This window comes from Erwinia sp. S38 (assembly GCF_016624545.1).
In the GTDB taxonomy this organism is placed as follows: Bacteria; Pseudomonadota; Gammaproteobacteria; order Enterobacterales; family Enterobacteriaceae; genus Erwinia; species Erwinia coffeiphila.
In genome coordinates this window covers 78834-102607 of sequence record NZ_JACVTS010000021.1, presented here as the reverse complement: position 1 = coordinate 102607, position 23774 = coordinate 78834, and the positions used below count along the sequence as shown (strand labels likewise).

At 56.8% G+C, this 23774-nt stretch carries 20 protein-coding genes; 13 read left to right on the top strand and 7 right to left on the bottom strand.

The genetic code is table 11. From position 1 onward, the window contains the following. Nucleotides 1–55 precede the first annotated feature (55 nt). Nucleotides 56–565: a TIGR00645 family protein gene (locus IBT46_RS20775; RefSeq protein WP_105593574.1), complete on the top strand. Its 510-nt coding sequence runs from the start codon at nucleotides 56–58 to the stop codon at nucleotides 563–565. A 30-nt stretch (nucleotides 566–595) separates the two neighbouring features. On the opposite strand, the gene IBT46_RS20770 is transcribed toward IBT46_RS20775, so the two are convergent. After that, nucleotides 596–2584, bottom strand: coding sequence for a sigma-54-dependent Fis family transcriptional regulator (locus IBT46_RS20770; protein ID WP_200547223.1), 1989 nt, complete (start codon nucleotides 2582–2584; stop codon nucleotides 596–598). Between the two features lie 186 nt (nucleotides 2585–2770). Here IBT46_RS20770 and IBT46_RS20765 point away from each other — a divergent pair, with 186 nt between their 5' ends. The 4 genes from IBT46_RS20765 to IBT46_RS20750 all read left to right on the top strand — a co-directional run bounded on the left by IBT46_RS20765 (nucleotide 2771) and on the right by IBT46_RS20750 (nucleotide 6706). Then, nucleotides 2771–3784 (top strand): Gfo/Idh/MocA family oxidoreductase, encoded by a 1014-nt coding sequence (locus IBT46_RS20765; protein ID WP_200547222.1) that lies wholly within the window; start codon nucleotides 2771–2773, stop codon nucleotides 3782–3784. A gap of 11 nt (nucleotides 3785–3795) precedes the next feature. Then, the gene (locus IBT46_RS20760; RefSeq protein ID WP_200547221.1) at nucleotides 3796–4572 is read left to right on the top strand and encodes a TIM barrel protein; all 777 of its coding nucleotides are present in this window, start codon (nucleotides 3796–3798) and stop codon (nucleotides 4570–4572) included. Nucleotides 4573–4687: 115 nt separating this feature from the next. Beyond that, nucleotides 4688–5611 (top strand): substrate-binding domain-containing protein, encoded by a 924-nt coding sequence (locus IBT46_RS20755; RefSeq protein ID WP_200547220.1) that lies wholly within the window; start codon nucleotides 4688–4690, stop codon nucleotides 5609–5611. A 198-nt stretch (nucleotides 5612–5809) separates the two neighbouring features. Beyond that, the gene (locus IBT46_RS20750; protein ID WP_200547219.1) at nucleotides 5810–6706 is read left to right on the top strand and encodes an alpha/beta hydrolase; all 897 of its coding nucleotides are present in this window, start codon (nucleotides 5810–5812) and stop codon (nucleotides 6704–6706) included. A gap of 75 nt (nucleotides 6707–6781) precedes the next feature. Here the strand turns inward: IBT46_RS20750 and IBT46_RS20745 are convergent, their stop codons facing one another. Further along, complete coding sequence (locus tag IBT46_RS20745) at nucleotides 6782–7600, bottom strand: alpha/beta fold hydrolase (protein WP_200547218.1); 819 nt, start codon at nucleotides 7598–7600, stop codon at nucleotides 6782–6784. Nucleotides 7601–7901: 301 nt separating this feature from the next. On the opposite strand from IBT46_RS20745, the gene IBT46_RS20740 reads away from it, so the two are divergent. The 3 genes from IBT46_RS20740 to IBT46_RS20730 are packed head-to-tail and all read left to right on the top strand — an operon-like array spanning nucleotide 7902 to nucleotide 10591. Continuing rightward, on the top strand, nucleotides 7902–8543 hold the full coding sequence (locus IBT46_RS20740) for a hydrolase (protein WP_105593567.1): 642 nt from the start codon (nucleotides 7902–7904) through the stop codon (nucleotides 8541–8543). 54 nt (nucleotides 8544–8597) lie between these two features. Beyond that, on the top strand, nucleotides 8598–9014 hold the full coding sequence (locus IBT46_RS20735) for a DoxX family protein (RefSeq protein ID WP_105593566.1): 417 nt from the start codon (nucleotides 8598–8600) through the stop codon (nucleotides 9012–9014). After that, entirely contained in the window at nucleotides 9011–10591 is a 1581-nt protein-coding gene (locus IBT46_RS20730; RefSeq protein WP_200547217.1) for an MFS transporter, read from the top strand. The genes IBT46_RS20735 and IBT46_RS20730 overlap by 4 nt, the downstream gene beginning before the upstream one ends. Here the strand turns inward: IBT46_RS20730 and IBT46_RS20725 are convergent. Beyond that, entirely contained in the window at nucleotides 10575–11621 is a 1047-nt protein-coding gene (locus IBT46_RS20725) for a LacI family DNA-binding transcriptional regulator (protein ID WP_200547216.1), read from the bottom strand. The genes IBT46_RS20730 and IBT46_RS20725 overlap by 17 nt on opposite strands. Nucleotides 11622–12068: 447 nt before the next feature. On the opposite strand from IBT46_RS20725, the gene IBT46_RS20720 reads away from it, so the two are divergent. The 4 genes from IBT46_RS20720 to IBT46_RS20705 all read left to right on the top strand — a co-directional run bounded on the left by IBT46_RS20720 (nucleotide 12069) and on the right by IBT46_RS20705 (nucleotide 16980). Then, a complete protein-coding gene (locus IBT46_RS20720) occupies nucleotides 12069–14441 on the top strand; it encodes a membrane-bound PQQ-dependent dehydrogenase, glucose/quinate/shikimate family (RefSeq protein WP_200547215.1) in 2373 nt (790 codons plus the stop codon). A gap of 485 nt (nucleotides 14442–14926) precedes the next feature. After that, nucleotides 14927–15598, top strand: coding sequence for a hypothetical protein (locus IBT46_RS20715; RefSeq protein ID WP_200547214.1), 672 nt, complete (start codon nucleotides 14927–14929; stop codon nucleotides 15596–15598). Then, nucleotides 15585–16289 (top strand): hypothetical protein, encoded by a 705-nt coding sequence (locus tag IBT46_RS20710; protein WP_234480220.1) that lies wholly within the window; start codon nucleotides 15585–15587, stop codon nucleotides 16287–16289. Before IBT46_RS20715 ends, IBT46_RS20710 begins: the two co-directional genes overlap by 14 nt. Further along, on the top strand, nucleotides 16282–16980 hold the full coding sequence (locus IBT46_RS20705; protein WP_200547213.1) for a hypothetical protein: 699 nt from the start codon (nucleotides 16282–16284) through the stop codon (nucleotides 16978–16980). Before IBT46_RS20710 ends, IBT46_RS20705 begins: the two co-directional genes overlap by 8 nt. On the opposite strand, the gene IBT46_RS20700 is transcribed toward IBT46_RS20705, so the two are convergent. Genes IBT46_RS20700 through IBT46_RS20690 form a run of 3 tightly spaced genes read right to left on the bottom strand, consistent with a single transcriptional unit; the run spans nucleotide 16977 to nucleotide 20109 of the window. Continuing rightward, the gene (locus IBT46_RS20700) at nucleotides 16977–18848 is read right to left on the bottom strand and encodes an amidohydrolase (RefSeq protein WP_200547212.1); all 1872 of its coding nucleotides are present in this window, start codon (nucleotides 18846–18848) and stop codon (nucleotides 16977–16979) included. The genes IBT46_RS20705 and IBT46_RS20700 overlap by 4 nt on opposite strands. Further along, nucleotides 18838–19422, bottom strand: coding sequence for an antibiotic biosynthesis monooxygenase (locus IBT46_RS20695; protein WP_105595704.1), 585 nt, complete (start codon nucleotides 19420–19422; stop codon nucleotides 18838–18840). Before IBT46_RS20695 ends, IBT46_RS20700 begins: the two co-directional genes overlap by 11 nt. Nucleotides 19423–19467: 45 nt before the next feature. Beyond that, nucleotides 19468–20109 (bottom strand): hydrolase, encoded by a 642-nt coding sequence (locus IBT46_RS20690; protein WP_105595705.1) that lies wholly within the window; start codon nucleotides 20107–20109, stop codon nucleotides 19468–19470. A 130-nt stretch (nucleotides 20110–20239) separates the two neighbouring features. On the opposite strand from IBT46_RS20690, the gene IBT46_RS20685 reads away from it, so the two are divergent. Beyond that, on the top strand, nucleotides 20240–21148 hold the full coding sequence (locus IBT46_RS20685) for a LysR family transcriptional regulator (RefSeq protein WP_105595721.1): 909 nt from the start codon (nucleotides 20240–20242) through the stop codon (nucleotides 21146–21148). Between the two features lie 73 nt (nucleotides 21149–21221). On the opposite strand, the gene IBT46_RS20680 is transcribed toward IBT46_RS20685, so the two are convergent. Continuing rightward, nucleotides 21222–23669 (bottom strand): hypothetical protein, encoded by a 2448-nt coding sequence (locus tag IBT46_RS20680; RefSeq protein ID WP_200547211.1) that lies wholly within the window; start codon nucleotides 23667–23669, stop codon nucleotides 21222–21224. Nucleotides 23670–23774 lie beyond the last annotated feature (105 nt).

Sequence of the window (23774 nt, the reverse complement as noted above, 5' to 3'; positions counted from 1 at the left end):
AGTTCATCGACCATCAGTTATACTGTGCACCGTGTTGAACTCTGAACTGGATGCTATGGAACGTTTCGTTGAAAATCTGATTTACACCTCACGTTGGCTGTTGGCTCCAATCTACCTTGGGCTGTCGCTGGGATTGCTGGCGCTGGGCATTAAGTTTTTCCAGGAAGTCTTCCACCTGCTGCCGCACGTGATTGAGATGACCGAAAACGACATGGTGCTGATGCTGCTGTCGATGATCGACATGACCCTGGTCGGTGGGCTGCTGGTAATGGTGATGCTCTCCGGCTATGAAAACTTCGTTTCCAAGCTGGATCTGGACGAGCACCGCGAAAAGCTGAGCTGGCTGGGTAAAATGGACTCCGGCTCGCTGAAGAACAAAGTGGCGGCGTCGATTGTGGCGATCTCTTCGATCCACCTGCTGCGGATCTTTATGGACGCGCGCAACGTGCCCGACAACAAGCTGCTGTGGTACGTGATTATTCACCTGACCTTCGTGCTGTCCGCCTTTGTGATGGGCTACCTCGACAGCATGTCGCGCAAAGATAAAGACAAAACCTTAATCTGATTTGCTCAGACTCCTGCCGGTAGCACTGTGCTACCGGCGGAACTCATCCACGCTTATCGCGTACTTCTTCAGTTTGTTATACAGCCCGGCGCGCGACAGCCCCATCTGCTGTGCGGCCTGCCGCAGATTGCCGTTGAGCGAATTCAGCGTGGCAATAATATGCACACGCTCATTTTCATCCAGCCGCACGGCGTGGGTGGCGGTGCCCCGTGAAACCGCCAACTCCGGCTGTGAGCGGCCTGCCTGGATCACCTCTTCCGGCAGATCGACGGCGTCAATATGCAGCCCGTTATGGGTATTGATCACGCGCTCGACGATGTTTTCCAGCTCGCGCACGTTGCCCGGCCACGGATACTGGCACAGCGCCTCAATCGCCCGTGGCGTAAACTGCACGTTCACCTTTTTCAGCTGGGTGCAGACCTTTTCCCGGAACCATTCGGTGAGTGCCGGAATATCGCTACTGCGTTCGCGCAGTGCCGGAATGGGGATCGAGATGACGTTCAGCCGGTAGTACAGGTCGCGGCGAAACGCGCCGGTCTCCACCGCTTTTAGCAGATTGCAGTTGGTCGCGGCGATAATCCGCACGTTCACCTTCACCGCCTGCGATGCGCCGATGCGCACCACTTCACTCTCCTGCAATACGCGCAGCAGGCTGGTTTGTGCCTCCAGCGGCATATCGCCAATCTCATCAAGGAACAAGGTGCCGCCGTCGGCCAGCTCAAATTTCCCCGCCGCGCCGCCGCGACGCGAGCCGGTAAACGCGCCGTCGGCGTAGCCAAACAGCTCGCTCTGCACCAGATCGCGCGGCAGCGCGCCGCAGTTCACGGCGATAAACGCTTCGCCGCTGCGCAGGCTTTCATTGTGGATCGCCTGGGCAAACAGCTCTTTGCCGGTGCCGCTCTCGCCGGTCAGCAGCACCGTACTGTCACTGCGGCAGCAGCTGCGCGCTTTTTCCATTGCCGCCATCAGCGTGGGCGCGCTGCCGCACAGCATGTCGAAGGTATAGCTGGCGTTAACGCCCATCACCCGGCGAGTAATAGCGCGAATACGCTGGTTTTCCCGCAGGGCGATAATCTTGCCGCCGGTCGGCGCGGGCATCACCGACACCAGGCAGGAGACGTGCTGATTTTCTGACGGTACAAACACTACTTCGCGGTCGTTGCAGAAGGTCATGGTCGCCAGCCGCGCGTTTTGCGGATTCAGCACCGCATCCACCTGATGGCCGGTGCGGGCGAAGCCGTGGAAGATCTGCCGCGCGTAGCGGTTGATGGTTTTGATCGTCCCGCTGCGATCCAGCACGATCACCCCTTCATTCAATGTTTCCAGGATCGACTTCTGCTCCGCCAGCAGGGCGCGCAGGATCAGCTGCTGGCCCACCGCTTCCGCCGCCGCCTGTACGGTGCCGAGGGTGTGATAGTGGAAGTTGTCCTGGGTGGCGGTCAGCGTCAGTACGCCAATCATCCGCCCTTCGGCATCGCGGATTGGCGCTGCGGCACAGGGATAGTGGCGGCTGCGCAGAGCAAACTTCCAGTTTTCACCGCTGAGCAGATAGACCACCCGCTGCTGCTTCAGGCAGCGCGCGGTGCAGTTGGTCCCCATCTCGGATTCATGCAGGATGCTGCCCACCGGGGTGATATCCAGCCCGCAGTAGGAGAGGGTGATGCCGTTGGCGTCGGTGAGATTAATATGGCCGTCGGGATTATAGGCCAGCAGATTTTCCATAATCCCTCTCGCCACCTCAATCAGCACGGCGTTATCCGCCAGAATCTGCTTCACCTCATCCTGCGGTGGGAAGGTGTAGGCAAAAAAAGCCGGGTCGATACCGGCATCGCGGCTGTATTTCCACGAGTTCAGAATGTCGGGGCGCACGAAATCCGGCTCTTTACCGGCATCAAAATCACGGCGTGCCTGCTCAAGCAGCGCATCCCAGCGCCGGGCTTCCTGACTGTTTTCCGGCAGGCTCAGCTTACCGTCGCACTCTGCGCCAATGGCTGCCCTCAGAACGGGTTGATGATTCATGCTCTTCCCTCCGCTAATCGAGTGTCCATTTTATCGACATGTTAAGTTGACATGTTTTTTTTATGTCCATTTTGTGATCGCAGCGGGCAGAGAAAAGCGCGACGTCAGGGGATTGTCAGGCTGGCATAGCCTTTGCTTATGACAAAGACACAACGAATGTCTGCCAGTAACCTGAAGGGGAACAAGATGTCTGCAACAAAAAAAATTATACGCGTAGGTCTGATTGGCGCGGGACGGATGGGGAGCTTTCACGCGGCCTCTCTGGCTCAGCGTGTACCGGGTGCAGTACTGGCGGCGGTGGCCGATCCTGTTCCGGGCGCGGCCCAGCGGCTGGCGGAAAAACTCGGCGTGGAGCGTTTCTACAGCGAACCGCAGGCGATGCTCGACAGCCCGGATATTGACGCGGTGGTCATCGTTTCCCCGGCGCGTACTCATGCTGAACTGGTGGTCGCCGCCGCGCGCGCCGGTAAGCACGTCTTCTGCGAAAAACCGATGGCCGTGACCCTTGAAGAAGCCGATCGCGCCATTGCCGCCGCCCGCGAGGCCGGTGTGGTGCTGCAGGTGGGCTTCAACCGCCGCTTTGCCAGCGGATTTGCCGCCGCGCTGGCGGAAATCAAGGCCGGTAAAATCGGTACGCCGCAGCTGCTGCGCTCGCTGACCCGCGACCCGGCCCCGCTGCGCGATCCTACGCCAATCCCACCGTGGACGATTTATCTGGAAACGCTGATCCACGATTTCGACACCCTGCTGCACTGCAACCCGGGTGCGAAACCGGTGGAAGTCTATGCCATTGCCGACGCGCTGGTGCGCCCGGACTTCAAGGACAAAGGCCTGCTGGATACCTCCGTGGTCACTATCCGCTTTGATAACGGCGCGATCGCCATTGCCGAAGCTAACTTCCAGGCGGTGTACGGCTACGACGTGCGCGGCGAAGTGTTCGGCAGCAACGGCATGCTGCAAATCGGCAATATCAACGTCAACAACGCGGTGCGCTACACGGCGGAAGGTATCTCGATTGATACGTCGCGCCAGGACACCGATCTGCTGGCCGACGCCTACATTGCTGAACTCACTGAGTTTGTCCGCTGCGCTGCCACCGGCGAAACCCCGCGTGCTACCGGTGAAGATGCGCGGAACGCGCTGGCGATTGCGCTGGCCTGTATCGCCTCCGTACAGCAAAACCTCCCGGTTAAATTATAAGGATCGTCACCATGTCCGATTACAGCCTGTCCGTCAGTGCCGAAATGGTTTTCCTCGATCTGCCGTTTATTGAACGCGTGCAGCGCATTCACCAGCTGGGCTTCGGCGTGGAGATCTGGCACTGGGAAAATAAAGATATCGATGCGCTGGCGGCGACCGGTGCACGCTTCACCTCGATGACCGGTTATCTGACCGGCAACCTGACCGACGATGCAGAAATTGAAAACCTGCTGAGCAGCGCCGCCGAGTCGCTGGCGGTGGCCGAGCGGCTGAACTGCCCGTCGCTGAATCTGCACGGCACCGGGCTGGATAATAAGGGCCTGCCGGTGAAGCCGGTGGATATCGTCACCGGTGAGATGTGGGTGAAAGCGGTGAGAACGCTGGAGAAGCTGGCGGCGCTGGGCGAGAAAGCCGGGCGGGTGTTCACCCTGGAAAACCTTAATACCGCCGTCGATCATCCGCGTACGCCGTTCGCCAAAGCGGCGGATACCCTGGCGCTGGTGGAAGCGGTCAACAGCCCGTATTTGAAGATGAATCTGGACCTCTACCACGCGCAGATCGGCGAGGGCAACCTGATTGAGCTGGTACAGCGCAGCGGTAATGCGATCGGTGAAATTCAGGTGGCGGATGTACCGGGCCGCTGCGAGCCGGGCACCGGAGAGATCAACTATCGCGCGGTGGCGAAAGCGCTGCGCGCCATGAATTACCGGGGGGTAATTGCGCTGGAAGGCTGGGCGTCAGGGGACACTGAAACAGCTCTGGCAAGCTTTAAAGCGCACTTTGAGTAATGCAGTACCGATGCGGCCAGCCCTGGCCGCAATTTTTTTTCCAAGAAGTAAGACGTTCACCCGATGTTTTGTAGTTAAAAAATAATAACTTACCTATACCTACAGGAATCATGCTATGAACACGAAAAAAATCGCACTGCTCGTTTGCGCTATGGCGCTGGCTCCGGCTTCCCAGGCGAAAGACCTGCGCATTGGCGTTGCGCTGGCTAACTTCGATCTTAACTTTGTCTCCACTCTGCGTACCCAGATGGCTAATGAGATGAAGAAAGAGAACATTCAGGGGCAGTTTGAAGATGCCAAGGGCGATGTGGCGGTCCAGGTTCAGCAGGTTGAGAACTTTATTAATCAGGGCGTTGACGCGATTATTCTGAACCCGGTGGATACTCAGGGCGTTAAACGCATGATGGATGCGGCCACAAAAGCCAATATCCCGCTGATCTTTGTTAACCGTAAGCCGGAAGTTGAGCTGACCGGCAAGATGGCCTACGTGGGCTCCGACTCGCTGCTGGGCGGCCAGATGGAGATGGAAGCGCTGGCGAAAAAGATGAATTACAAAGGTAACGTCGCCATTCTGATGGGGGCGCTGTCGGCGGAGGAAGCCCGTCAGCGTACCAAAGCGACGGAAGAAGTGATCGCCAAATATAAAGATATGAAAGTGATCGAGAAGCAGTCCGCCCAGTGGATGCGTAACGAAGCGGTGGATGTGACCTCCGGCTGGCTGCTCTCCGGCGATAAGATTGATGCGATTGCCGCCAACAACGATGAGATGGCTATCGGCGCGATTATGGCCCTCGGCCAGAGTGGTAAAAAAGATATTCTGGTCGCCGGCATCGACGGCACCCCGGATGCCCTGCAGTTTATTAAAAACGGCAAGCTGGCGTTAACCGTGTTCCAGGATGCGGCAGGCCAGGGTGTTGGCGCGGTGACCATGGCGAAGCAGGTGATTGACGGTACTAATAAAGACAAATTTATGTGGATTCCGTATCAGGTGATCACCAAAGAAAACTACGAAGAGTTCACCAAAAAGAACGTGAAGTAACCTTCCCGCCGGGTCCTGAATCAACAGGACCCGCTATTGTCTGTTTCCGTCTGAGTAATCCCACATTTAGTGATGAAAAAAGTGTGACGCCTGTAGCAATTTGCCACGCTTGTGAATACTATTTCGCCACTGAGATCCGCCGTCCTGGCGCTCAACGATAACCTCCCTGTTTCCTGCTGAGAATGTTGGATATGTACGATGATTAGTCGCCGCCGCCTGCTGCTTGGCTCCGGCGCGTTTGTCCTTGCCATGAGCACCGATAACCTGTTCGCACGTCAGGACTTTTTTCCTCTGTGGCCGGACGATCCGCCGGGCGGTGGAGGCCCTAAAGGGGCGCTGCGCATCTCGCCTAACGGTTCGTGGTCGAATATCGTCAGCCCCGGCATCCAGCGTTTTCAGCCGGAAGTGCCGAATGGAAAAGGCGTGCTGATTGCTGCCGGTGGGGGATATCGCTGGATCGGCATGGGGCGCGAAGGCTGGCCGGTGGCGCGCTGGCTGACGTCGAAGGGCTTTACTGCCTATGTACTCAGCTATCGTCTTCCCGGTGAACACTGGCAGGACGGTAACCTCGTTTCGTTGCAGGATGCTCAGCGGGCTATCCGTCTGGTGCGCTCAATGGAGCGCAGCGTACATCTGCTCGGGTTCTCCGCCGGAGGACATCTGTTCGGCATGGCCGCCGCCCGGCCTGAATACGATTCCTATCAGCCGCAGGATGCGCTGGACGAACTGGTGCCGAAGGTCGACAGCGTGGGGCTGATTTATCCGGTGATCACTCTCGAAGCGCCTTACACCCATACCAATACCCACCTGTCGCTGGTGGGCAATCATCCTTCTCCTGCCGAAGAGGCCAACTGGTCGGTACAAAACTACGTGACCCGCGCCTATCCGCCGCTGTTTATGGCGCAGGCGGAAGACGACACCACCTCTAACCCGGAAAACAGCGTGATCATGCACGATACCTGCCGCCGGATGGGCGTTTCGGTACAGATGATCCGCATTTCCAAGGGCGGCCACGGTTTTGGTCTGGGTAAGGTGGGCACCCCGGCCGCAATCTGGGATGAAGCCTACGCGGTGTGGCTGGCGGCACGCGGGTGAATTTTGCTTTGGAAAAACCTGAGTAATAAAAAAGGGGGCGATTGCCATAATCGCCCCCTTTAATGAGAAGTAAAATTAGCGCTGCAGGAAGGCCAGCAGATCCTGATTCAGCTGGTCCTGATGCGTGACCGCGAAGCCGTGTGGGGCATTGTCATACACTTTCAGCGTTGAGCCTTTAATCATCTCTGCCGCCAGTTTTCCGGTGGCTTCAAACGGTACGATCTGGTCGTTGCTGCCGTGGATAACCAGCGTTGGCACGTCAATCTTCGCCATATCGCCGCGGAAATCGGTTTCCGAGAAGGCGGTCACACAGTCAATGGTGCCTTTCAGCGACGCCAGCAGGGCGATATTCAGCGTTTGGGTCAGTACGCCTTCAGAGACGGTCTGGCCTGCGTTGGTGCCGAAGAACGGCGTGCTGAAGTCGCTGATAAACTGAGCACGGTCTTTACGCAGGCCGTCACGGATACCGGCAAACACCGACTGCTCAACCCCTTCCGGGTGATCTTCAGTCTGGCCGAAGATTGGCGTAACGGCGCCGAGCAGTACCAGTGCGTTGATGCGCTCGCTGCCGTAGCGGCCAATGTAGCGGGACACATCGCCGCCGCCCATTGAGAAGCCCACCAGGGTCACGTCGGTCAGGTCAAGGTGCTGGATCAGGTCGTTGATGTCGGAAGCGAACGTATCGTAGTTGTAGCCTTCCCACGGCTGCTCTGAACGGCCAAAACCACGGCGGTCAAAAGCAATTACCCGGTAGCCGCGCTCGGCGAGGAAATTCATCTGGCTGTCCCACATGTCGGCATCCAGCGGCCAGCCGTGGCTGAACAGTACCGGCTTACCTGTACCCCAGTCTTTGTAATAGATTTGCGTGCCGTCTTGCGTATTGAATGTGCTCATGGTTATTTCCTCGAATTGTTAATTAGGTTAATTGCGTCTTGTTGGAATTAATCTTAGATGCCCTGTCGAATGATAGATATCGCAGAGATTTTGACAACTTGTTAGAAAATTCTTATCAACTTATCTTGATGATATGTATGGATAATCTCTTCTATATAATGGCTAAAAACCTGTCAAAAAAAACTTAACGAGTTGCTAAATTCTTTCCGCTATCCGCTTTTTATCTCCTGCCGTAATCTTATTTCCAGCAGCACAACATCACTCACAAAATTGAAAAACTAAACATTAAGAGGAATTGAAAATGTCTAAATTCGACCTGCTGGACCCACAGAACTCCACCCTGATTTTCATCGACCATCAGCCGCAGATGTCCTTCGGTGTTGCCAACATCGATCGCCAGCAGCTTAAAAATAACACCGTCGCTTTAGCCAAAGCGGGCAAGATTTTTAACGTGCCGACCATCTACACCTCGGTTGAAACCGAAAGCTTCAGCGGCTACATCTGGCCTGAGCTGTTAGCGGTTCACCCTGAATCCACCCCGATTGAGCGTACCTCAATGAACTCCTGGGAAGATGAAGCTTTCGTGAAAGCGGTGAAGGCGACCGGCCGCAAAAAGCTGATTATCTCCGCCCTGTGGACCGAAGTGTGCCTGACCTTCCCGGCGCTGATGGCACTGAAAGAAGGCTTCGAAGTCTACGTGGTGACCGACACCTCCGGCGGCACCAGCGTGGATGCCCACGAGCGCTCCATCGACCGTATGGTGCAGGCCGGTGCGGTGCCGGTGACCTGGCAGCAGGTGCTGCTGGAGTACCAGCGCGACTGGTCACGTAAAGAGACCTACGACGCGGTGATGGACCTGGTGCGTGAGCACAGCGGTGCCTACGGCATGGGCGTGGATTACGCCTACACCCTGGTTCACAAAGCCCCGGCCCGCAAGGCCTGATCCATTAACCCGATGCCGGAGCCGATCTGAAGGCGGCTCCGGCAGGAGAGAATCATGCGTAATGCCCTTATTCCTGCTTTAACGTCCCGCGTGCCGTTCCCGGCCGTTCGCTGGCTGGCGCTGTTAGCCCTCTGTTCCGCCTATATTCAGGGCGGCCTGGTCAAGCTGCTGGACTTCCCCGGCGCGATAGCCGAGATGCAGCATTTTGGTCTGTCACCGGCGGCACCGATGGCCGCTGCGGTGATTGTGCTGGAACTGGGGGCATCACTGATGATCCTGAGCGGCCGCCTGCGCTGGCTGGGCGCACTGGCCCTGGCGCTGTTTACCGTGGCCGCGACCTTTATGGCTAACGCGTTCTGGCAGGTGCCGGTAGCGGAGCGCGGCATGGTGATGAACGGATTTTTTGAACACCTTGGACTGGCCGGTGCGCTGGTTTACGTCGCCTGCAATGATTTGAGGAACAGCAAATGACCACCAGTACGCAATCAGGGGCCTTCGCTCCGCTGAAACAGGGGCTGTTCGCCGCCATCTGGGCGGCAACCATCCTCGGTAATACCGGGAGCTTTATGCGCGATGTCGCCAGCTCCTGGCTGGTGACCGGGCTGTCTTCCAACCCGGCCGCCGTTGCCCTGATGCAGACCGCCGCGACCTTGCCGATCTTCCTACTGGCGATCCCTGCCGGGGTGCTGTCGGATATCCTGGACCGCCGTCGCCTGCTGATTTTCGTGCAGCTGCTGCTGGCCAGCGTCAGCGGAACGCTGCTGATTTTGTCGCATAATAATATGCTGACCGTGGAATATCTGGTGGCGTTAACCTTTATCGGCGGGATTGGCGCCGCGCTGATGGGGCCAGCCTGGCAGGCAATTGTGCCGGAGCTGGTGCCGCGCCCACAGTTGAAAAACGCCGTAGCGCTCAACTCGCTGGGGATCAACATTGCCCGTGCGGTTGGCCCTGCTGCCGGTGGTTTGCTGCTGGCGGCGCTGGGTGCCTGGGCGGCCTACGGTGCCGACGTGATGAGCTACGTGTTTGTTATTGCCGCGCTGATCTGGTGGAAGCGTCCGCATAAGGCACAGAACGAACTGTCCGAGCATTTCCTCGGCGCGTTCCGGGCGGGGATTCGATACGTGAAGGCCAGCCGCGAACTGCATCGCGTATTGTTACGGGCGGCTATCTACTTCTTCTTTGCCAGCGCTATCTGGGCGATGCTGCCGCTGGTGGCGCGTAACCTGCTGCAGGGCAGCGCCGGATTCTACGGCATTATGCTCGGCGCGGTGGGTACTGGTGCTATCGTCGGCGCGCTGATTATGCCTGCGCTGCGCCAGCGGATGAACGTTGACGGACTGATGCTGTTTTCCGCCGTGCTCTCTGCGCTGGTGATGGTGGTGATTGCCCTGCTGCCGGTGAAAGCGCTGGCGCTGCCGCTGATGATCCTGCTCGGTATCAGCTGGATCACCGCGCTGACCTCGCTGAACGGCGTGGCACAGGCGGTACTGCCGGACTGGGTGCGTGGCCGTGGGCTGGCGGTCTACCTGATGATTTTCAACGGGGCGATGGCGGCGGGCAGCCTGGTCTGGGGTCTGGTGGGCCAGCAGATTGGCCTGGTGCCGACGCTGATTGTTGCCGCGCTGCTGCTGCTGGTTTCCGCACTGCTCTGTCTGCGCCTGAAACTTCCGGCGGGTGAAGCTGATCTGCAGCCTTCCGGCCACTGGGATGCGCCCGAGCTGAGCGGTGAAGTGACTACCGATCGCGGCCCGGTGATGATTCAGATTGAGTACCAGGTCGCGGTGGAAGATCGTCCGGCGTTCCTGGCGGAAATTAAGAAGCTGTCGCTGACGCGCCGCCGTGACGGAGCCTATGCCTGGGGGATTGCGGAACACAGCCACGATAGCGGCACGCTGATGGAGTGGTTCCTGGTGGAGTCCTGGCACGAGCATCTGCGCCAGCACCAGCGAGTATCGAATGCTGATGCCGATTTACAGAGCAGCGTGACCCGCTTCCATCAGGGGGAGGATAAACCGAAGGTGCATCACTTTATTTCGCTTCACTGATGGGGTCGGCGGCAGGGTTAAGATGGGACTGGCGGATACGCAGCTCGCCATATCGCCACGGACCCTGTTCGTCAGCCGGAGAACCCAGCAGCCGGTTGAGCGCTTCGGCAATTTGCAGGTCGGAGCGCTGCGCCCAGGTGGTCAGATTCCAGGTGGTGGTTCGCGCTTCTTCCACGTCATCAAAGCCGACAATGCCGATGTGCAGGTCGGCATCATAATCCCGAATCGCCTGCATTGCCCCGAAAGCCAGCACGTCGTTCTCGCAAAACAGCGCATCAATTCGTGATTCAGCGGGCGTTACCCGTAAGTAATCACTCATGGCGCGATACGCGATTTCGCGGTCGTAGTGGTTACATTTCAGCAGGATATCCAGCTTTTTCCCCGCCGCCTGTAGCACCGATTCATAGCCTTCCATACGCAGTAAATGGGTGGTTTCCGTGTTGCGGCCTTCCATATAACCAAAGCGTTGATAGCCCTGGTCCAGCAGCAGTTGCCCCATTTCCATCCCGGCGGCGAAGCCGTCAATATTGACTACTTCAACATCCGGCGTATCGGTATTGCGGCAGACGTGAACCGACGGCACCTGATGCACGCTTTCGGCGGTGAGGATCAGTTCATCGCTGAGGATGGTGGCGAGAAACAGCAGGCCATCCACCTGCAGCTGCCCGGCCATTTCCAGCACCGAACGATAGTTCTCCTGCGAATCGGTGTTCAGCAGCAGCATCATATAGCCGCGTTCGTTCAGCTGATGGCTGACTTCACTGAGCATTTTCAGGGTATGCGGGTTGTTAAATTCATCGGTGACCACGCCGATAATATTGGTTTTCCGCTGTTTCAGTCCTCTGGCCAACAGGTTGGGGCGGAATCCCAGCCGGTTTGCGGCTTCCAGTACCTGTTCCCGAACTTTCGGTGAGATAGATGCACCGTTTTTGAAGGCGCGCAGGACCGTCCATTTTGATACGCCCACCAGTTCGGCAACGTCGCTGGCGGTCGCTTTCTGCTGCTGCTTCTCTCTCACTTTGTTTTTCATCGTTTTATCTTCGTGGCCCTCAGATTACGAGCCACAGAATAAACAAATCCTCACCGGGGAGACAGCTCGCGCTGGTGATTGTGTTAGCTGCGTCGTTTCTTCGCTGTATAAAATGAGAACAATTATCGTTGCTACCGTTGGCAAAGTTTTGCCAACGGTAGCAAACTCCGGTAACATTTGATCTAAGTCACAAACATCAAACATTGCTGCATCATATTTTTAAATAAATTAACCGGGCAGGCTCAAACCCACAACAAATGTAATGGGTCAGGGATGAGTGTTGCCTGCGTTCAGAGAATATGCCGCAGAAGGGGTGCAGAGGGGGGAAGAAATCCGGGGATTACGTATTTAAAATCAAATAATTAGAACGAACACTACATTGTGCTGGGCAAAAGTCGTTTTACCTATCTTCCTGAATGACTTTTTCTTAATGGAAAATATCTGATCATGAATAACAGTAAAAAAATTGTGGTTACACTCATCGGGATTGCGCTTCTGCTGCTGGGCTTAGGCCTGGCGGCGGGCGGCGCGTACCTGATCTCCCTCGGCGGTTCCTGGTTCTATCTGCCTGCCGGTCTGGCGATGGCCGCCAGCGGTCTGGGCCTGATCCGCCAGAAAGGCTGGGCGCTGTATGTTGCCTGGGCACTGCTGATCGTCAGCCTGATCTGGGCATTCAGCGAAGTCGGTACCGACTTCTGGCAGCTGGTGCCGCGTACGGTCACCTTCCTGGTGGTGGCGCTGCTGGTGACGCTGAGTGCGCCAACCCTGCGTAAAGCCGACCTGGGCCGCGTGATTTCCTGCAAGCTGGCCGCCGGCGTTTCTGCGGTGCTGGCGATCGGTATCATCGCTATCTTTGCCGGTATGTTCCGTCCGCATCCTGAAGTGGAAGCCACCGCCGATAAAGTCCCGGTGCTGGATGAGAAAGCCGCGGACGACAGCGGCAATGACTGGACCGCCTACGGCCGTAACACCGGCGGGCAGCGCTTCGCACAGTTCGACCAGATCAACACCGCTAACGTGAAAGATCTGAAAGTGGCGTGGACCTATCACACCGGCGATCTGGCGATTAATGGTTCTGAGTACCAGACCACCCCGCTGAAAGTCGGCAACACCATGTACGTGTGTACGCCGCTGAACAAGGTGATTGCGCTGGACCCGGTGACGGGTAAAGAGAAGTGGCGCTTCGATCCAAAAATCGAAGAGACTTCCGGGAATAAAACCTGGAAACGCTGCCGTGGCGTGGCTTACACCGAGCTGAGCGAGGCGCCGCAGGACGGCACCCAGCCAGCGATCGCCGGTAACAAGCGCATTATCAGCACCACCAACGATGGCCGTATCTTCTCGCTGGATGCCGAAACCGGCAAGCTGGATGAGAGTTTCGGTGATAAAGGTTTCGTTAACCTGCTGAACGGCCTGGGCCCAACCGCGCACGGATCTTACTACCTGACCTCTGCGCCGCTGGCTGCCGATGGCGTGGTGATGGTGGGCGGTAAGCTTAACGACAACCTGACCACCGGCGAAGCCTCCGGCGTGGTGCGCGGCTATGACTCACGCAGCGGTAAACTGCTGTGGGCATGGGATGCGTCACGCGGTGCGAAAGACAGCACCCCGCTGCCTGAAGGCGAAATCTATCCGATTGAAACGCCGAACTTCTGGGGCACGGCGGCCTACGATGCGAAGCTGGGCATTGCCTACTTCCCTACCGGCAACCAGACTCCCGACTTCTGGACCGGCAACCGCCATCCTTACTCTGACGAGTACAACGACTCCGTGGTGGCCGTTGAGCTGAAAACCGGTAAAGAAGTGTGGCACTTCCGCACCGCGAATCAGGATCAGTTCGACTACGACGTTTCTTCCCAGCCGATTCTGTACGATATGCCGGGCAAAGACGGCACCGTAACGCCGGTGCTGATCCAGCTGACCAAACGTGGCCAGGTGTTTGTGCTGGACCGCCGTACTGGTAAGCCGGTGGTGGAAGTGGAACAGCGCAAAGTGTCGACCGACGCGATGCCGGGCATGAAAGTGGCCGAAACCCAGCCGTACTCGGCGATTTCCGTGGGCACCAAGGCGCTGAAAGAGTCCGATATGTGGGGCGCATCAATCTTCGACCAGCTCTACTGCCGCGTGCAGTTTAAAGAGATGCGTTGGGAAGGCGAGTTTACCCCGCTGTCCGATAAAAAACGTACGCTGATCTACCCGGGCTACTACGGTGGCTTTAACTGGGGTGGCGGCGCGATTGACGTTTCTACCGGTACGCTGATCGTTAACGATATCCGCATGGCGCAGTGGGGCCAGTTTATCAAGCGTGAAGATGCCGATGCCCGTGGCCTGCAGGCAACGACCGAAGGGGAATACTCCGAGCAGCTGGGCACCCCGTGGGGCGTTGAGCGCGGCATGTTTATCTCTCCGCTGGGCGTACCGTGCTTCAAGCCGCCGTTCGGTTCGATGACCGCTATCGATCTGGCGACCGGTAAAACCCGCTGGCAGGTTCCGATGGGCACCATCAAGGATGCACCAATTCACGGCGTCGCGCCGGGTCTGGACATCCCTCTGGGTATGCCAACCATGGGCGGCCCGCTGGTGACCAAAGGCGGCCTGACCTTCTTCCACGGTTCTCTGGACTACTACGTACGCGCACTGGATAACAACACCGGTAAAGAGCTGTGGCGTGGTCGTCTGCCGGTTGGCGGACAGGGTGCGCCGATGACCTATATCGGTGAAGACGGTAAGCAGTACATCGTGGTGGTTGCGGGTGGCGCAACCCGTACCGGAACCAACGACAACCGTGGCGATGACGTGATCGCTTACGCGCTGCCGTAACTTTCTGTAAAACGATCGAGCCGGGTTAAGCTGACGCTTAGCCCGGCTTTTTTTATGCCTGAAGGATTATAGCGAAGGCGCGTGCTGCAGCTCGTTGAGCTGTCTGGTGATATTGCGCAGCCTGTCGGCAGTAGCGTTGTCAGGACGAGCGTTCATTGATGACCTTTTTTGCGAAGATAATGGCTCAATTAGCTCATTATTTGATCGTTAAAGGTCGTGGGTGTCAATATTGAGCTTTTATGGGTTAAATGAATGTAAATGGTTTAAATATGACTTTTTTAGAGATTTTTTAATCAAATATGACCATTTTATTGAAATTTGAATCAGGTAAGGTCCAGATATGACAAAACGCCTGAGGCTATTCCCCCAGGCATTTTTGCCAGGTTCCGGCATACGATTATAAAAAATTTATTGACATTTATAATGTGTAATGAAAGTCTTTGTCCATAAATCAAAGTTCATGGACAAGGATCATTTTTATTTTTATGAAAAGTCAAGATATTTTGGTGTTGTTTAAAATATTGTGCATAACCCGCGCTGCGGCTGGCGAATTGCTGCTCCACTCGGCTGTATCACAACACGATGCTGGCTGGTCTGATGATACATGGGGGAATGGGGATAGCTGGGAAGCGGATCAGCTACGCCAGATCGATAGTCTAAACGAGGCTGAAAAGCAGCGAGAGTATCTTTTTAGCGTCAGAGGGCTGTCAGAATCACTGGGCATCAGTAAAAGTGAAATTAATAACTGTATAACGCGCTGTCTGAATGTGAATCTTGCAAAAATAAGCCGAATCAATCAGCGAATTGAAGTGAATAAAAAAACGCTGTTTAATTTTATTCGCTATGGTCTAAGACTGGTTTTTCCGGTCAAACCTGCGGAACTGATGCGGGGTATCCCCACTACGTTCTCCGCGCCCGTCTTACAGGGAAGCCTCTATTCGGCTGGCGACTTTATGCTGGTGTGGCCCGACCCCCTGGGCAAAGAAATGGGGCTTTCAATAGCACCTTTATACAAATCGGTCCCGTTTGCGGTCCGTCAGGATCCTGAGCTGTATGCCTGTCTGGCCCTGCTTGATGCCGTACGAATAGGAAATCCGCGGGAGATGAAGCTGGCGCTGGAGAAACTGGAGGACAAACTCTTCAATGAAAACGTCTAATTTTGACGCCTTACGAGAAATGATTGTTCATGTTGCCGAAGCGTTGGGTAATGACCTGCTAGAGCAAACGGCTTTTGTTGGTGGGGTGACAACGGGACTGCTAATTACCGATGATTATACGCGTCAGTCAGTGAGAACAACGGATGATGTCGATCTGATAACCAGCGCGTTGGGCTATGTGCAGCATGCCAGCTTTGAAGAGGAACTTAGGCGGAGAGGATTCAGGGATGATGCTGAATCCTCTGTTATCTGCAGGAAACGCCTGGGTGAAATCCAGGTGGATTTTATGCCCACGGATAACACCTTAGGTTTTACTAACAGATGGTACGCTGATGCATTGAAGTCGGCAGAAAATTATGAGCTACGCCCGGGTCTTATCATCAGATTACTGAGCCCGGTGTATTTTATTGCGACAAAACTTGAAGCGTGGAATGGACGGGGTGAAGGCGATCTTTTAACGAGCCGCGATTTGGAAGATATTATGAATCTCATCAATGGTCGCGATACGCTTATCGAAGAAATCAGCCCGAGCGAGCCAGACATGTTGAGCTATATCTCGCAGGAGTTTGTAAAACTGACTGCTGAGGATGACTTCGAGTATTTGCTTCAAACCAGCACCAACGGTGATCGGGCCAGGATGACGTACCTCGAAGGTCGAATTCAGCAAATTATCGGATTGAGTAATGATTGAAGGAATCATCACTTCGCTAAAAGGAAGCCTCCGCGATAGCTATCAGGACTATGCAAATTTTCACATAGGCGAAAATGCAGAGATCTGGATCGTTGCCGATGGAGCAACGAATGCAAAGGACAGCGGTGAGTTTATCTCGTTGTTTTGCGCGAGCTTGTTGGGCAGTTTGCTTTCATGGGGCGATCGGTTGGCGGTCAAGCATGTGCCTGACGCTATCAACATGACTCACGAGAAAATTAAGCGAAGATTCATTTGTGCGAAAGGCAGCTTCCTTCTGCTTTTCATCGATAAAAAAACGGATGTTCAACATTGTTTTTATCTCGGCGACTGCCGTGTTGGTCAGGTTATGGATGGCGCTATCACCTGGCATACTCAGCCCCACAGCCTACCTCTTGCTCTCGGTGCCCTTGATGAGCAACAGCTCTGCCTTCATCCTCAGCGCCATGTTGTGTTTCGGCAGTTAACCGCGCGGCGGCTTGAGAAGCCGGATTATCGACAACTTAGCCTGGATTTGTCTCTGCCGGTGGTGCTGGCAACGGATGGATTCTGGTGCAATCATCCCGCAGAGTTGCCTGACGAGTTGTCGTCTGAAGCGCTCAGTACCCACCTTAATGGGCAAAAAAACACATCAGACGACATGACGATCGTTATACGCCGTCACCCAAACGATAACGGCGCAACCCTCAGTTAAAACGCAAAGCAGGAACAGCCCAGCGCGCCCCAGAAGGCACTGTCATCCGAGACCGGCACCGTTGAGCGGCGCGCCACGTCGTGCGAGTGGCTGTGCACACCGCAGGGACCGCTGCACTGGTGCGGCTGCGAGGCGAAGGCGGCACGGCCGTTGGCCTGCGGCGGGGCGCTGCGGTAGTGGCCGGGTACGGTGACAACGGGTGACCACTCCGGCAGCACCGGCACCGGCGGCGGCGACAGCGGGGTGAAGCCGCCAGCGGCATAAACGATTTCGCCATCGACCACGGTCAGCACCGATTCAATCCCTTTAATCGCCTCTTCCGTCACGCTGAAGTAGTCCTGCGACAGAATGGCGAGGTCCGCCAGCTGGCCGACTTTGATCTGGCCCTTTTGGCCCTGCTCGCTGGAGAACCAGGAGCTGCCCTGGGTCCACAGCATCAGCGCGGTTTCACGATCCAGGCGGGCACTGTCGTCGTACATCGCCATGCCGCCTACGGTACGGCCGGAAACCAGCCAGTAAAGCGCGGTCCACGGATTGTAGCTGGCGACGCGGGTCGCGTCGGTGCCCAGACCTACCGGCACGCCGGCGTTGAGCATTTTGGCTACCGGCGGCGTGTGCTTCACCGCTTCTTTACCGTAACGATCGGCGAAGTATTCGCCCTGGAACGCCATACGGTGCTGCACGGCGATACCGCCGCCGAGCGCCTTAACGCGATCGATGTTGGCTTCGGTAATGGTTTCCGCATGGTCAAAGAACCAGTGCAGGCCGTTAAACGGAATATCGCGGTTCACCTTCTCGAACACGTCCAGCATGCGGCTGATGGATTCGTTGTAGGTGGCGTGCAGGCGGAACGGCCAGCGGTGTTCCACCAGATGGCGCACCACGCGCTCCAGTTCATCTTCCATGCCCGGCGCCAGGTCCGGGCGCGGCTCAAGGAAATCTTCGAAGTCGGCGGCGGAGAACACCAGCATTTCACCGGCACCGTTGTGGCGATAGAAGTCGGTGCCCTGGCCCGGTTTCAGCATATCGGTCCACTTCTCGAAATCTTCCAGCTCGTGGCCGGGGCGCTGGGTAAACAGGTTATAGGCGATACGCACCGTCAGCTGCTTTTTCGCGTGCAGCTCAGAGATCACTTCGTAATCGTCCGGGTAGTTCTGGAAGCCGCCGCCCGCATCGATGGCGCTGGTCAGGCCCAGACGGTTCAGCTCACGCATAAACTGGCGGGTGGAGTTCACCTGCTGGTCCAGCGGCAGCTTCGGTCCTTTTGCCAGGGTTGAATACAGCAGCATCGCATTCGGGCGGGCAATCAGCATGCCGGTCGGATTGCCGTTGCTGTCACGCTGGATCTCGCCGCCCGGCGGGTTCGGCGTATCGCGGGTATAGCCCACCACGCGCAGGGCGGCGCGGTTCAGCAGGGCACGGTCGTAAAGGTGCAGAATAAATACCGGGGTGTCCGGTGCCGCTTCATTGATCTCATCCAGCGTCGGCATGCGGCGCTCGGCAAACTGGAATTCGTTCCAGCCGCCCACCACGCGCACCCACTGTGGGTTCGGGGTACGCAGCGCCTGCTCTTTCAGCATCCGCAGCGCGTCGGCCAGCGACGGCACGCCTTCCCAGCGCAGTTCGAGGTTGTAGTTCAGCCCGCCGCGGATCAGGTGCAGGTGCGAGTCGTTCAGGCCCGGAATACCGGTGTGGCCCTTCAAATCGACAACTTTGGTGTCGTGACCGGCAAACTGCATCACTTCCGCTTCGCTACCGACGGCGAGGAATTTGCCGTCTTTGATGGCCACGGCGGTCGCCAGCGGGTTTTCACGATCGACAGTGTGGAAATTGCCGTTGGTCAGGATCAATGAAGCATTATTCATCATTACTCTCCAGGTTTTGTTTCCCGCGCGGTGCGAGCCAGTTAGCTAATAAACGTGTTACCACCGGCATCCACATAAACACCACCAGGGCGACAACGGATGCGTCGTTAAGAAAATGTCCCCACAGCGTGCCTTTGGCCGCGGGCAGTACCGTTCCCCAGAACCAGGGCACCAGATTGGTGGAGGGATAGATCACCGCCAGGGTGATGAGAAACTGCTTCCACTTTTTCGGCGCTTTGCGCTCCGGGGTTGGCGGGGTAAACCAGAATGCCGCGCCCGGCCGCAGTTCAATATGTTCCGGGCCGCACAGCATGGCCGGCAGTTCGGCTATCAGCGCGTGGCGCTGGGTCGAGTTAATCCAGCGATAAAGATTATCCAGCGTGTCAAACCTGATCAGCACCGTATACGTCTGTTCCCCGTGAACCGGTCTTAAAATGTTAACGCCGAGGTGGCCGTCGAATAATGCCGCCTGCGGCATCACTTTTTCCAGCCACTGTTCATACTCCGGCTGCTTACCCGCCAGCAGACGGTGGGTGATGACCAGGGTTACGTGCTCAGGCTGATGTGGATAATCCATGTTACTCTCCTAAACGCCCCCGGATGCGAGCCGGCGGCCGGGGGATCAGGCTTTGCGGGCCGGGGCTTTGTGGACCATGGTGTAGGCGTAATCCACGCCCATGCCGTAGGCACCGCTGTGCTCACGCACCAGGTCCATCACCGCGTCGTAGGTCTCTTTACGTGACCAGTCGCGCTGGTACTCCAGCAGCACCTGCTGCCAGGTCACCGGCACCGCACCGGCCTGCACCATACGGTCGATGGAGCGCTCGTGGGCATCCACGCTGGTGCCGCCGGAGGTGTCGGTCACCACGTAGACTTCGAAGCCTTCTTTCAGCGCCATCAGCGCCGGGAAGGTCAGGCACACTTCGGTCCACAGGGCGGAGATAATCAGCTTTTTGCGGCCGGTGGCTTTCACCGCTTTGACGAAAGCTTCATCTTCCCAGGAGTTCATCGAGGTACGTTCAATCGGGGTAGACTCCGGGTGAACCGCTAACAGTTCAGGCCAGATGTAGCCGCTGAAGCTTTCGGTTTCAACCGAGGTATAAATAGTCGGCACGTTAAAAATTTTGCCTGCTTTGGCTAAAGCAACGGTGTTATTTTTAAGCTGCTGGCGATCGATATTGGCGACGCCGAAAGACATTTGTGGCTGGTGGTCGATGAAAATCAGGGTGGAGTTCTGTGGGTCCAGCAGGTCAAGTTTAGACATTTTTTAATCCTCGTTAAGTTGTTGGTTTGCAGTTCGTCTTGCGTGTTTACACAATACGAGAGGCGCGCTTTGGTTGATAACGGAAAGAATTTAGGTTGTTGTTAAACAATTTTTGGGTTTGGGGAACACCATGCGATTAAACCTTGAAGCGCTGCTGATTCTGGATGCGCTGGACCGGCACGGCACCTTTGCCGCAGCGGCGGCCAGGCTGTTTAAAACGGCTTCCGCACTGAGCTATACCGTGCAAAAAATGGAGAGTGACCTGAATATCACGCTGCTGGATCGCTCCGGCCATCGTGCGACATTCACGCCAACCGGCAGGCTGATGCTGGAGAAAGGACGCGTTTTATTACGGGCGGTTGGCGAACTTGAGCAGCAGGCGCAGTACGTGGAAAGCGGCTGGGAGAGCAAGCTGACCATCAGTCTGGATGCCTCGGTGCCGTTTTCACTGCTCTCCGGGCTGATTGATGAGTTTTACCAGCAGCACCAGCACACGCGGCTGATGTTCCGCCACGACGTGCTGGCCGGATGCTGGGAAGCGCTGAGCTACGGCGATGCCGATATTGTGTTTGGTGCCGTGCAGCAGCCCGCGCGCCATGCGGGCGTTGAGTGCGTGCCGATTGGCTGGCTGGAATATGTCTTTGCCATTGCGCCGGAGCATCCGCTGGCCGCGCTGCCTGAACCGCTGCTGCGCGATCAGATCCGCCAGTATCGTGCAGTGGTGGTGCGCGACAGCTCACGCCACGCGGAGGGGATGGATCTGAGGATCCTCGACGATCAGCCGATCCTCAGCGTGCACAGCTTTAGTGATAAGGTACAGGCGCAGGTGGCGGGGCTCGGCTGCGGCTATCTGCCGCGCTATCTGGCCGCACCGCATCTGGAAAGCGGCGCGCTGGTTGAGCGCCAGCTGGATAGCGAAACCCGCCGCGACCAGGCGTTTCTGGCGTGGAAGTCCAGCGCCACCGGTAACGCGGCAATGTGGTGGCGCGAGCGGCTACAGAACTTCAACGGTATTCACGAAGTGTACGTTCCGGCCTGACGGCTGGGCTTGACCGCCGTGCTGGTTAACGGTTCCGGCTCCCGGCCAGGGTAAAGCCCCGGCCGGGAGCAGATTATCTGCCGATATCCCTGTGTGACGTATTTACCCAGCCCAGGGCCTTATCCAGAATCTCCCCACTCAGCCGTTCCCCCATCTTCCAGCCAAGTTCGTGGCACGCTTCCCACTGGTTTTCATCGAAGAACTGATCGCTGGTGGGCTGCTGCGGGAATGCGGGTTGCCTGTCGGCATAGCGTTCGGTGTCCAGCCCGAGGTTTTCAATCAGGTGCGGTTTCACCACGATCAGCGCGGCGTAATCTTCCTGGTCTGGGTAGACGATACGCGCCAGCATAAACGGAGCCGGATTCTCTCTTTTGTTCAGCAAGTCGGGCGTGGTGAACAGTGCCGACATCGTGGGCTCAACCGCATCACTATCAAGAAACTCAATGCGGGTGGCGTAATCGATTTGCGCCTTCCTGACCAGGTTTTCGATATCTTCATAGCCGTAGTCCGGGTCTGCGCCGCAGTCGGCCAGCACAATGAGCGGCACCCGGCGCTTCAGCAGGGCATACACGCCGGTATTTTCAAAATGACCGCCGTCCGATACGTACCACAGGCTGCTGTTCATGCCGGGGAAAAAGGCCAGCATTTCACCGAGCAGCGCCCTGAGATGAGGGAATTTCTCCGGTTTAATTTCCCGCTTAGGCCGATCCTGCTTTTCTGCCGTCGTGGCAATACGCTGATGCTTGCGGGCAAACAGATTTTCATTCCAGTAGCCCAGGCGAATTGCCGAAGTAAACAGCAGGGCGGCCGTGCCCGTGCGGGTGTTCGAACCCATCCCCGTACCCAGCGCCGCGCCGGAGATCGCCAGCCATTTCGATAAATGTTCCTCCTGCCAGTCCGTTGCCTGCGGCAGATGCGTGCCGGTTTCAATGCCCAGCGGGCTGAGCGTTAGCGCCATGCCTTTACGGTCAGCGTTAAAGTTACCGGTGCGGTCATCGACGGTCTGGTTGATACAGCAGTTGATCAGGTGCAGCGGCCCGCCGTAGCGATGAGGATGATAGTCGCGCAGCAGCACGTCATCACCGGGCTGCACATCGGTAATGCGCCACTTCTGATTTTCCCCTACCCGATCCCTTTCATAGGCGGAGAGCAGGGTTAACGGAAATCGCGCATCGGCGGTTTCCGGCCTGTTGCGACGAAAATAGTTACCCACTGAGATATAAGCGCGTTCCAGCCTTGCGCGATATAAGTTGTGCATCGAGGACAGATTCAGGACATCAACCCGCTTGCGGGTCAGCCAGAAATAGACCGCCATCAGCGCGAGGAAAAAAGTATCCATCAGCAGCGCCGGGTAGCCGGACGATTTTTCCGGGATAAACAGTTCGGTGAGCAGGATCAGTAGCAGGGTTGACCAGGTCAGGAACAGTGCCAGTAAAAACAGGTAACCGATCTGATTGATTATGCCTGCCACCGGCTTTTTCTTTACCGGGTTTCTGGCGGGGGCTCTTATCGCATGGCGCAGCAGCGAAATAGCGGGTGGCAGCAGGGCCAGCACGGTCAGGAAGATGAGAAAGTTCGCCCGGACTTTTATCCAGTAGCAGAATTCGCTGGCACCATAGAAAAACAGGCAGGCCAGCGCAGCGAGCAGCGCCACGGCCAGTCTTTTGGTGCGAATAAGCCGCTGCTCAGGAACAGAAAGTGTGGTGATTTTTAATGCACAGAAATCCTGTACCAGCTTAGCGGCCAGCGGCAGGCAGGAGAACAGCAGGACGACCGCACCCAGCCATATCGACTTATCACGATAAACCATGTGCGGGCTGAAATGCCACGCCAGCAGCAGCGCCAGGGTAACCAGGGGCACGGAAATCGTGGAGTAGTAATCCTGATAGCGGCCTTTTGCCGTGCTATCGCCCTTTGCACCGGCAGGCCGGATGATCCACCAGGCACAAATTTGCCACAGGGCACAGGCAAGCGGGATCAGCATCAGGCCGAGCCATGCCGGAGCCGCATCGCTGGCCGGGTTGAAACTGGTGAGCAGCAGGCCGGGAAAGAACATCAGCGCCGCCAGGAACAGTATTACCGTCGCGGCCTCAAAGTGCGAGGCCAGCAGGCCACGCAGGGTGTAGGCCATCGCCTGTGAGACATCGCGAAATCCTGCCGGAGCAAGATAGCGGCCATTATTTCGCAGCCACCAGAGTAAGAATGAGCGTTTTTCTGCCAGACCGGCTTCCACCGCTTCGGCTTGCTGATCTTCGTTATAGAGCCGCCCCAGCGCCCCGCCAAAATAACCGCCGCCGGATACCGTGGAAAGATAATCAAAGCGGCGCAGGACTTTATTCGCCGCGAGTGATCTGACCAGACCGAGGCAGAAGGTGGCGCTGCGGATGCCGCCGCCGGAGAGTGCCAGCGCGCTGACAGGCAGATCGTCGCTGATATTCGCCTGACGGCGTCTTTGTTGAATTAACGTGTTTTCGCCGCCGTTAATATCCCGATTGTTATTTTTTATCAGGGGATCGCTCATGATGGAAAGCTCCTGAAGGCGTTGTTGTTAGGCGTGTGGCCCGGCATGACACAATAGGAAGCGGGATTAAAAAATGACAGCGGATTGTGTGAGGAATGAGCGTAT

Excerpts from the sequence above, each read along its gene's own strand:
- IBT46_RS20775 (WP_105593574.1), top strand. The coding sequence starts at position 56 with ATGGAACGTTTCGTTGAAAATCTGATTTACACCTCACGTTGGCTGTTG.
- IBT46_RS20770 (WP_200547223.1), bottom strand. The coding sequence starts at position 2,584 with ATGAATCATCAACCCGTTCTGAGGGCAGCCATTGGCGCAGAGTGCGAC.
- IBT46_RS20765 (WP_200547222.1), top strand. The coding sequence starts at position 2,771 with ATGTCTGCAACAAAAAAAATTATACGCGTAGGTCTGATTGGCGCGGGA.
- IBT46_RS20760 (WP_200547221.1), top strand. The coding sequence starts at position 3,796 with ATGTCCGATTACAGCCTGTCCGTCAGTGCCGAAATGGTTTTCCTCGAT.
- IBT46_RS20755 (WP_200547220.1), top strand. The coding sequence starts at position 4,688 with ATGAACACGAAAAAAATCGCACTGCTCGTTTGCGCTATGGCGCTGGCT.
- IBT46_RS20750 (WP_200547219.1), top strand. The coding sequence starts at position 5,810 with ATGATTAGTCGCCGCCGCCTGCTGCTTGGCTCCGGCGCGTTTGTCCTT.
- IBT46_RS20745 (WP_200547218.1), bottom strand. The coding sequence starts at position 7,600 with ATGAGCACATTCAATACGCAAGACGGCACGCAAATCTATTACAAAGAC.
- IBT46_RS20740 (WP_105593567.1), top strand. The coding sequence starts at position 7,902 with ATGTCTAAATTCGACCTGCTGGACCCACAGAACTCCACCCTGATTTTC.
- IBT46_RS20735 (WP_105593566.1), top strand. The coding sequence starts at position 8,598 with ATGCGTAATGCCCTTATTCCTGCTTTAACGTCCCGCGTGCCGTTCCCG.
- IBT46_RS20730 (WP_200547217.1), top strand. The coding sequence starts at position 9,011 with ATGACCACCAGTACGCAATCAGGGGCCTTCGCTCCGCTGAAACAGGGG.
- IBT46_RS20725 (WP_200547216.1), bottom strand. The coding sequence starts at position 11,621 with ATGAAAAACAAAGTGAGAGAGAAGCAGCAGCAGAAAGCGACCGCCAGC.
- IBT46_RS20720 (WP_200547215.1), top strand. The coding sequence starts at position 12,069 with ATGAATAACAGTAAAAAAATTGTGGTTACACTCATCGGGATTGCGCTT.
- IBT46_RS20715 (WP_200547214.1), top strand. The coding sequence starts at position 14,927 with ATGAAAAGTCAAGATATTTTGGTGTTGTTTAAAATATTGTGCATAACC.
- IBT46_RS20710 (WP_234480220.1), top strand. The coding sequence starts at position 15,585 with ATGAAAACGTCTAATTTTGACGCCTTACGAGAAATGATTGTTCATGTT.
- IBT46_RS20705 (WP_200547213.1), top strand. The coding sequence starts at position 16,282 with ATGATTGAAGGAATCATCACTTCGCTAAAAGGAAGCCTCCGCGATAGC.
- IBT46_RS20700 (WP_200547212.1), bottom strand. The coding sequence starts at position 18,848 with ATGATGAATAATGCTTCATTGATCCTGACCAACGGCAATTTCCACACT.
- IBT46_RS20695 (WP_105595704.1), bottom strand. The coding sequence starts at position 19,422 with ATGGATTATCCACATCAGCCTGAGCACGTAACCCTGGTCATCACCCAC.
- IBT46_RS20690 (WP_105595705.1), bottom strand. The coding sequence starts at position 20,109 with ATGTCTAAACTTGACCTGCTGGACCCACAGAACTCCACCCTGATTTTC.
- IBT46_RS20685 (WP_105595721.1), top strand. The coding sequence starts at position 20,240 with ATGCGATTAAACCTTGAAGCGCTGCTGATTCTGGATGCGCTGGACCGG.
- IBT46_RS20680 (WP_200547211.1), bottom strand. The coding sequence starts at position 23,669 with ATGAGCGATCCCCTGATAAAAAATAACAATCGGGATATTAACGGCGGC.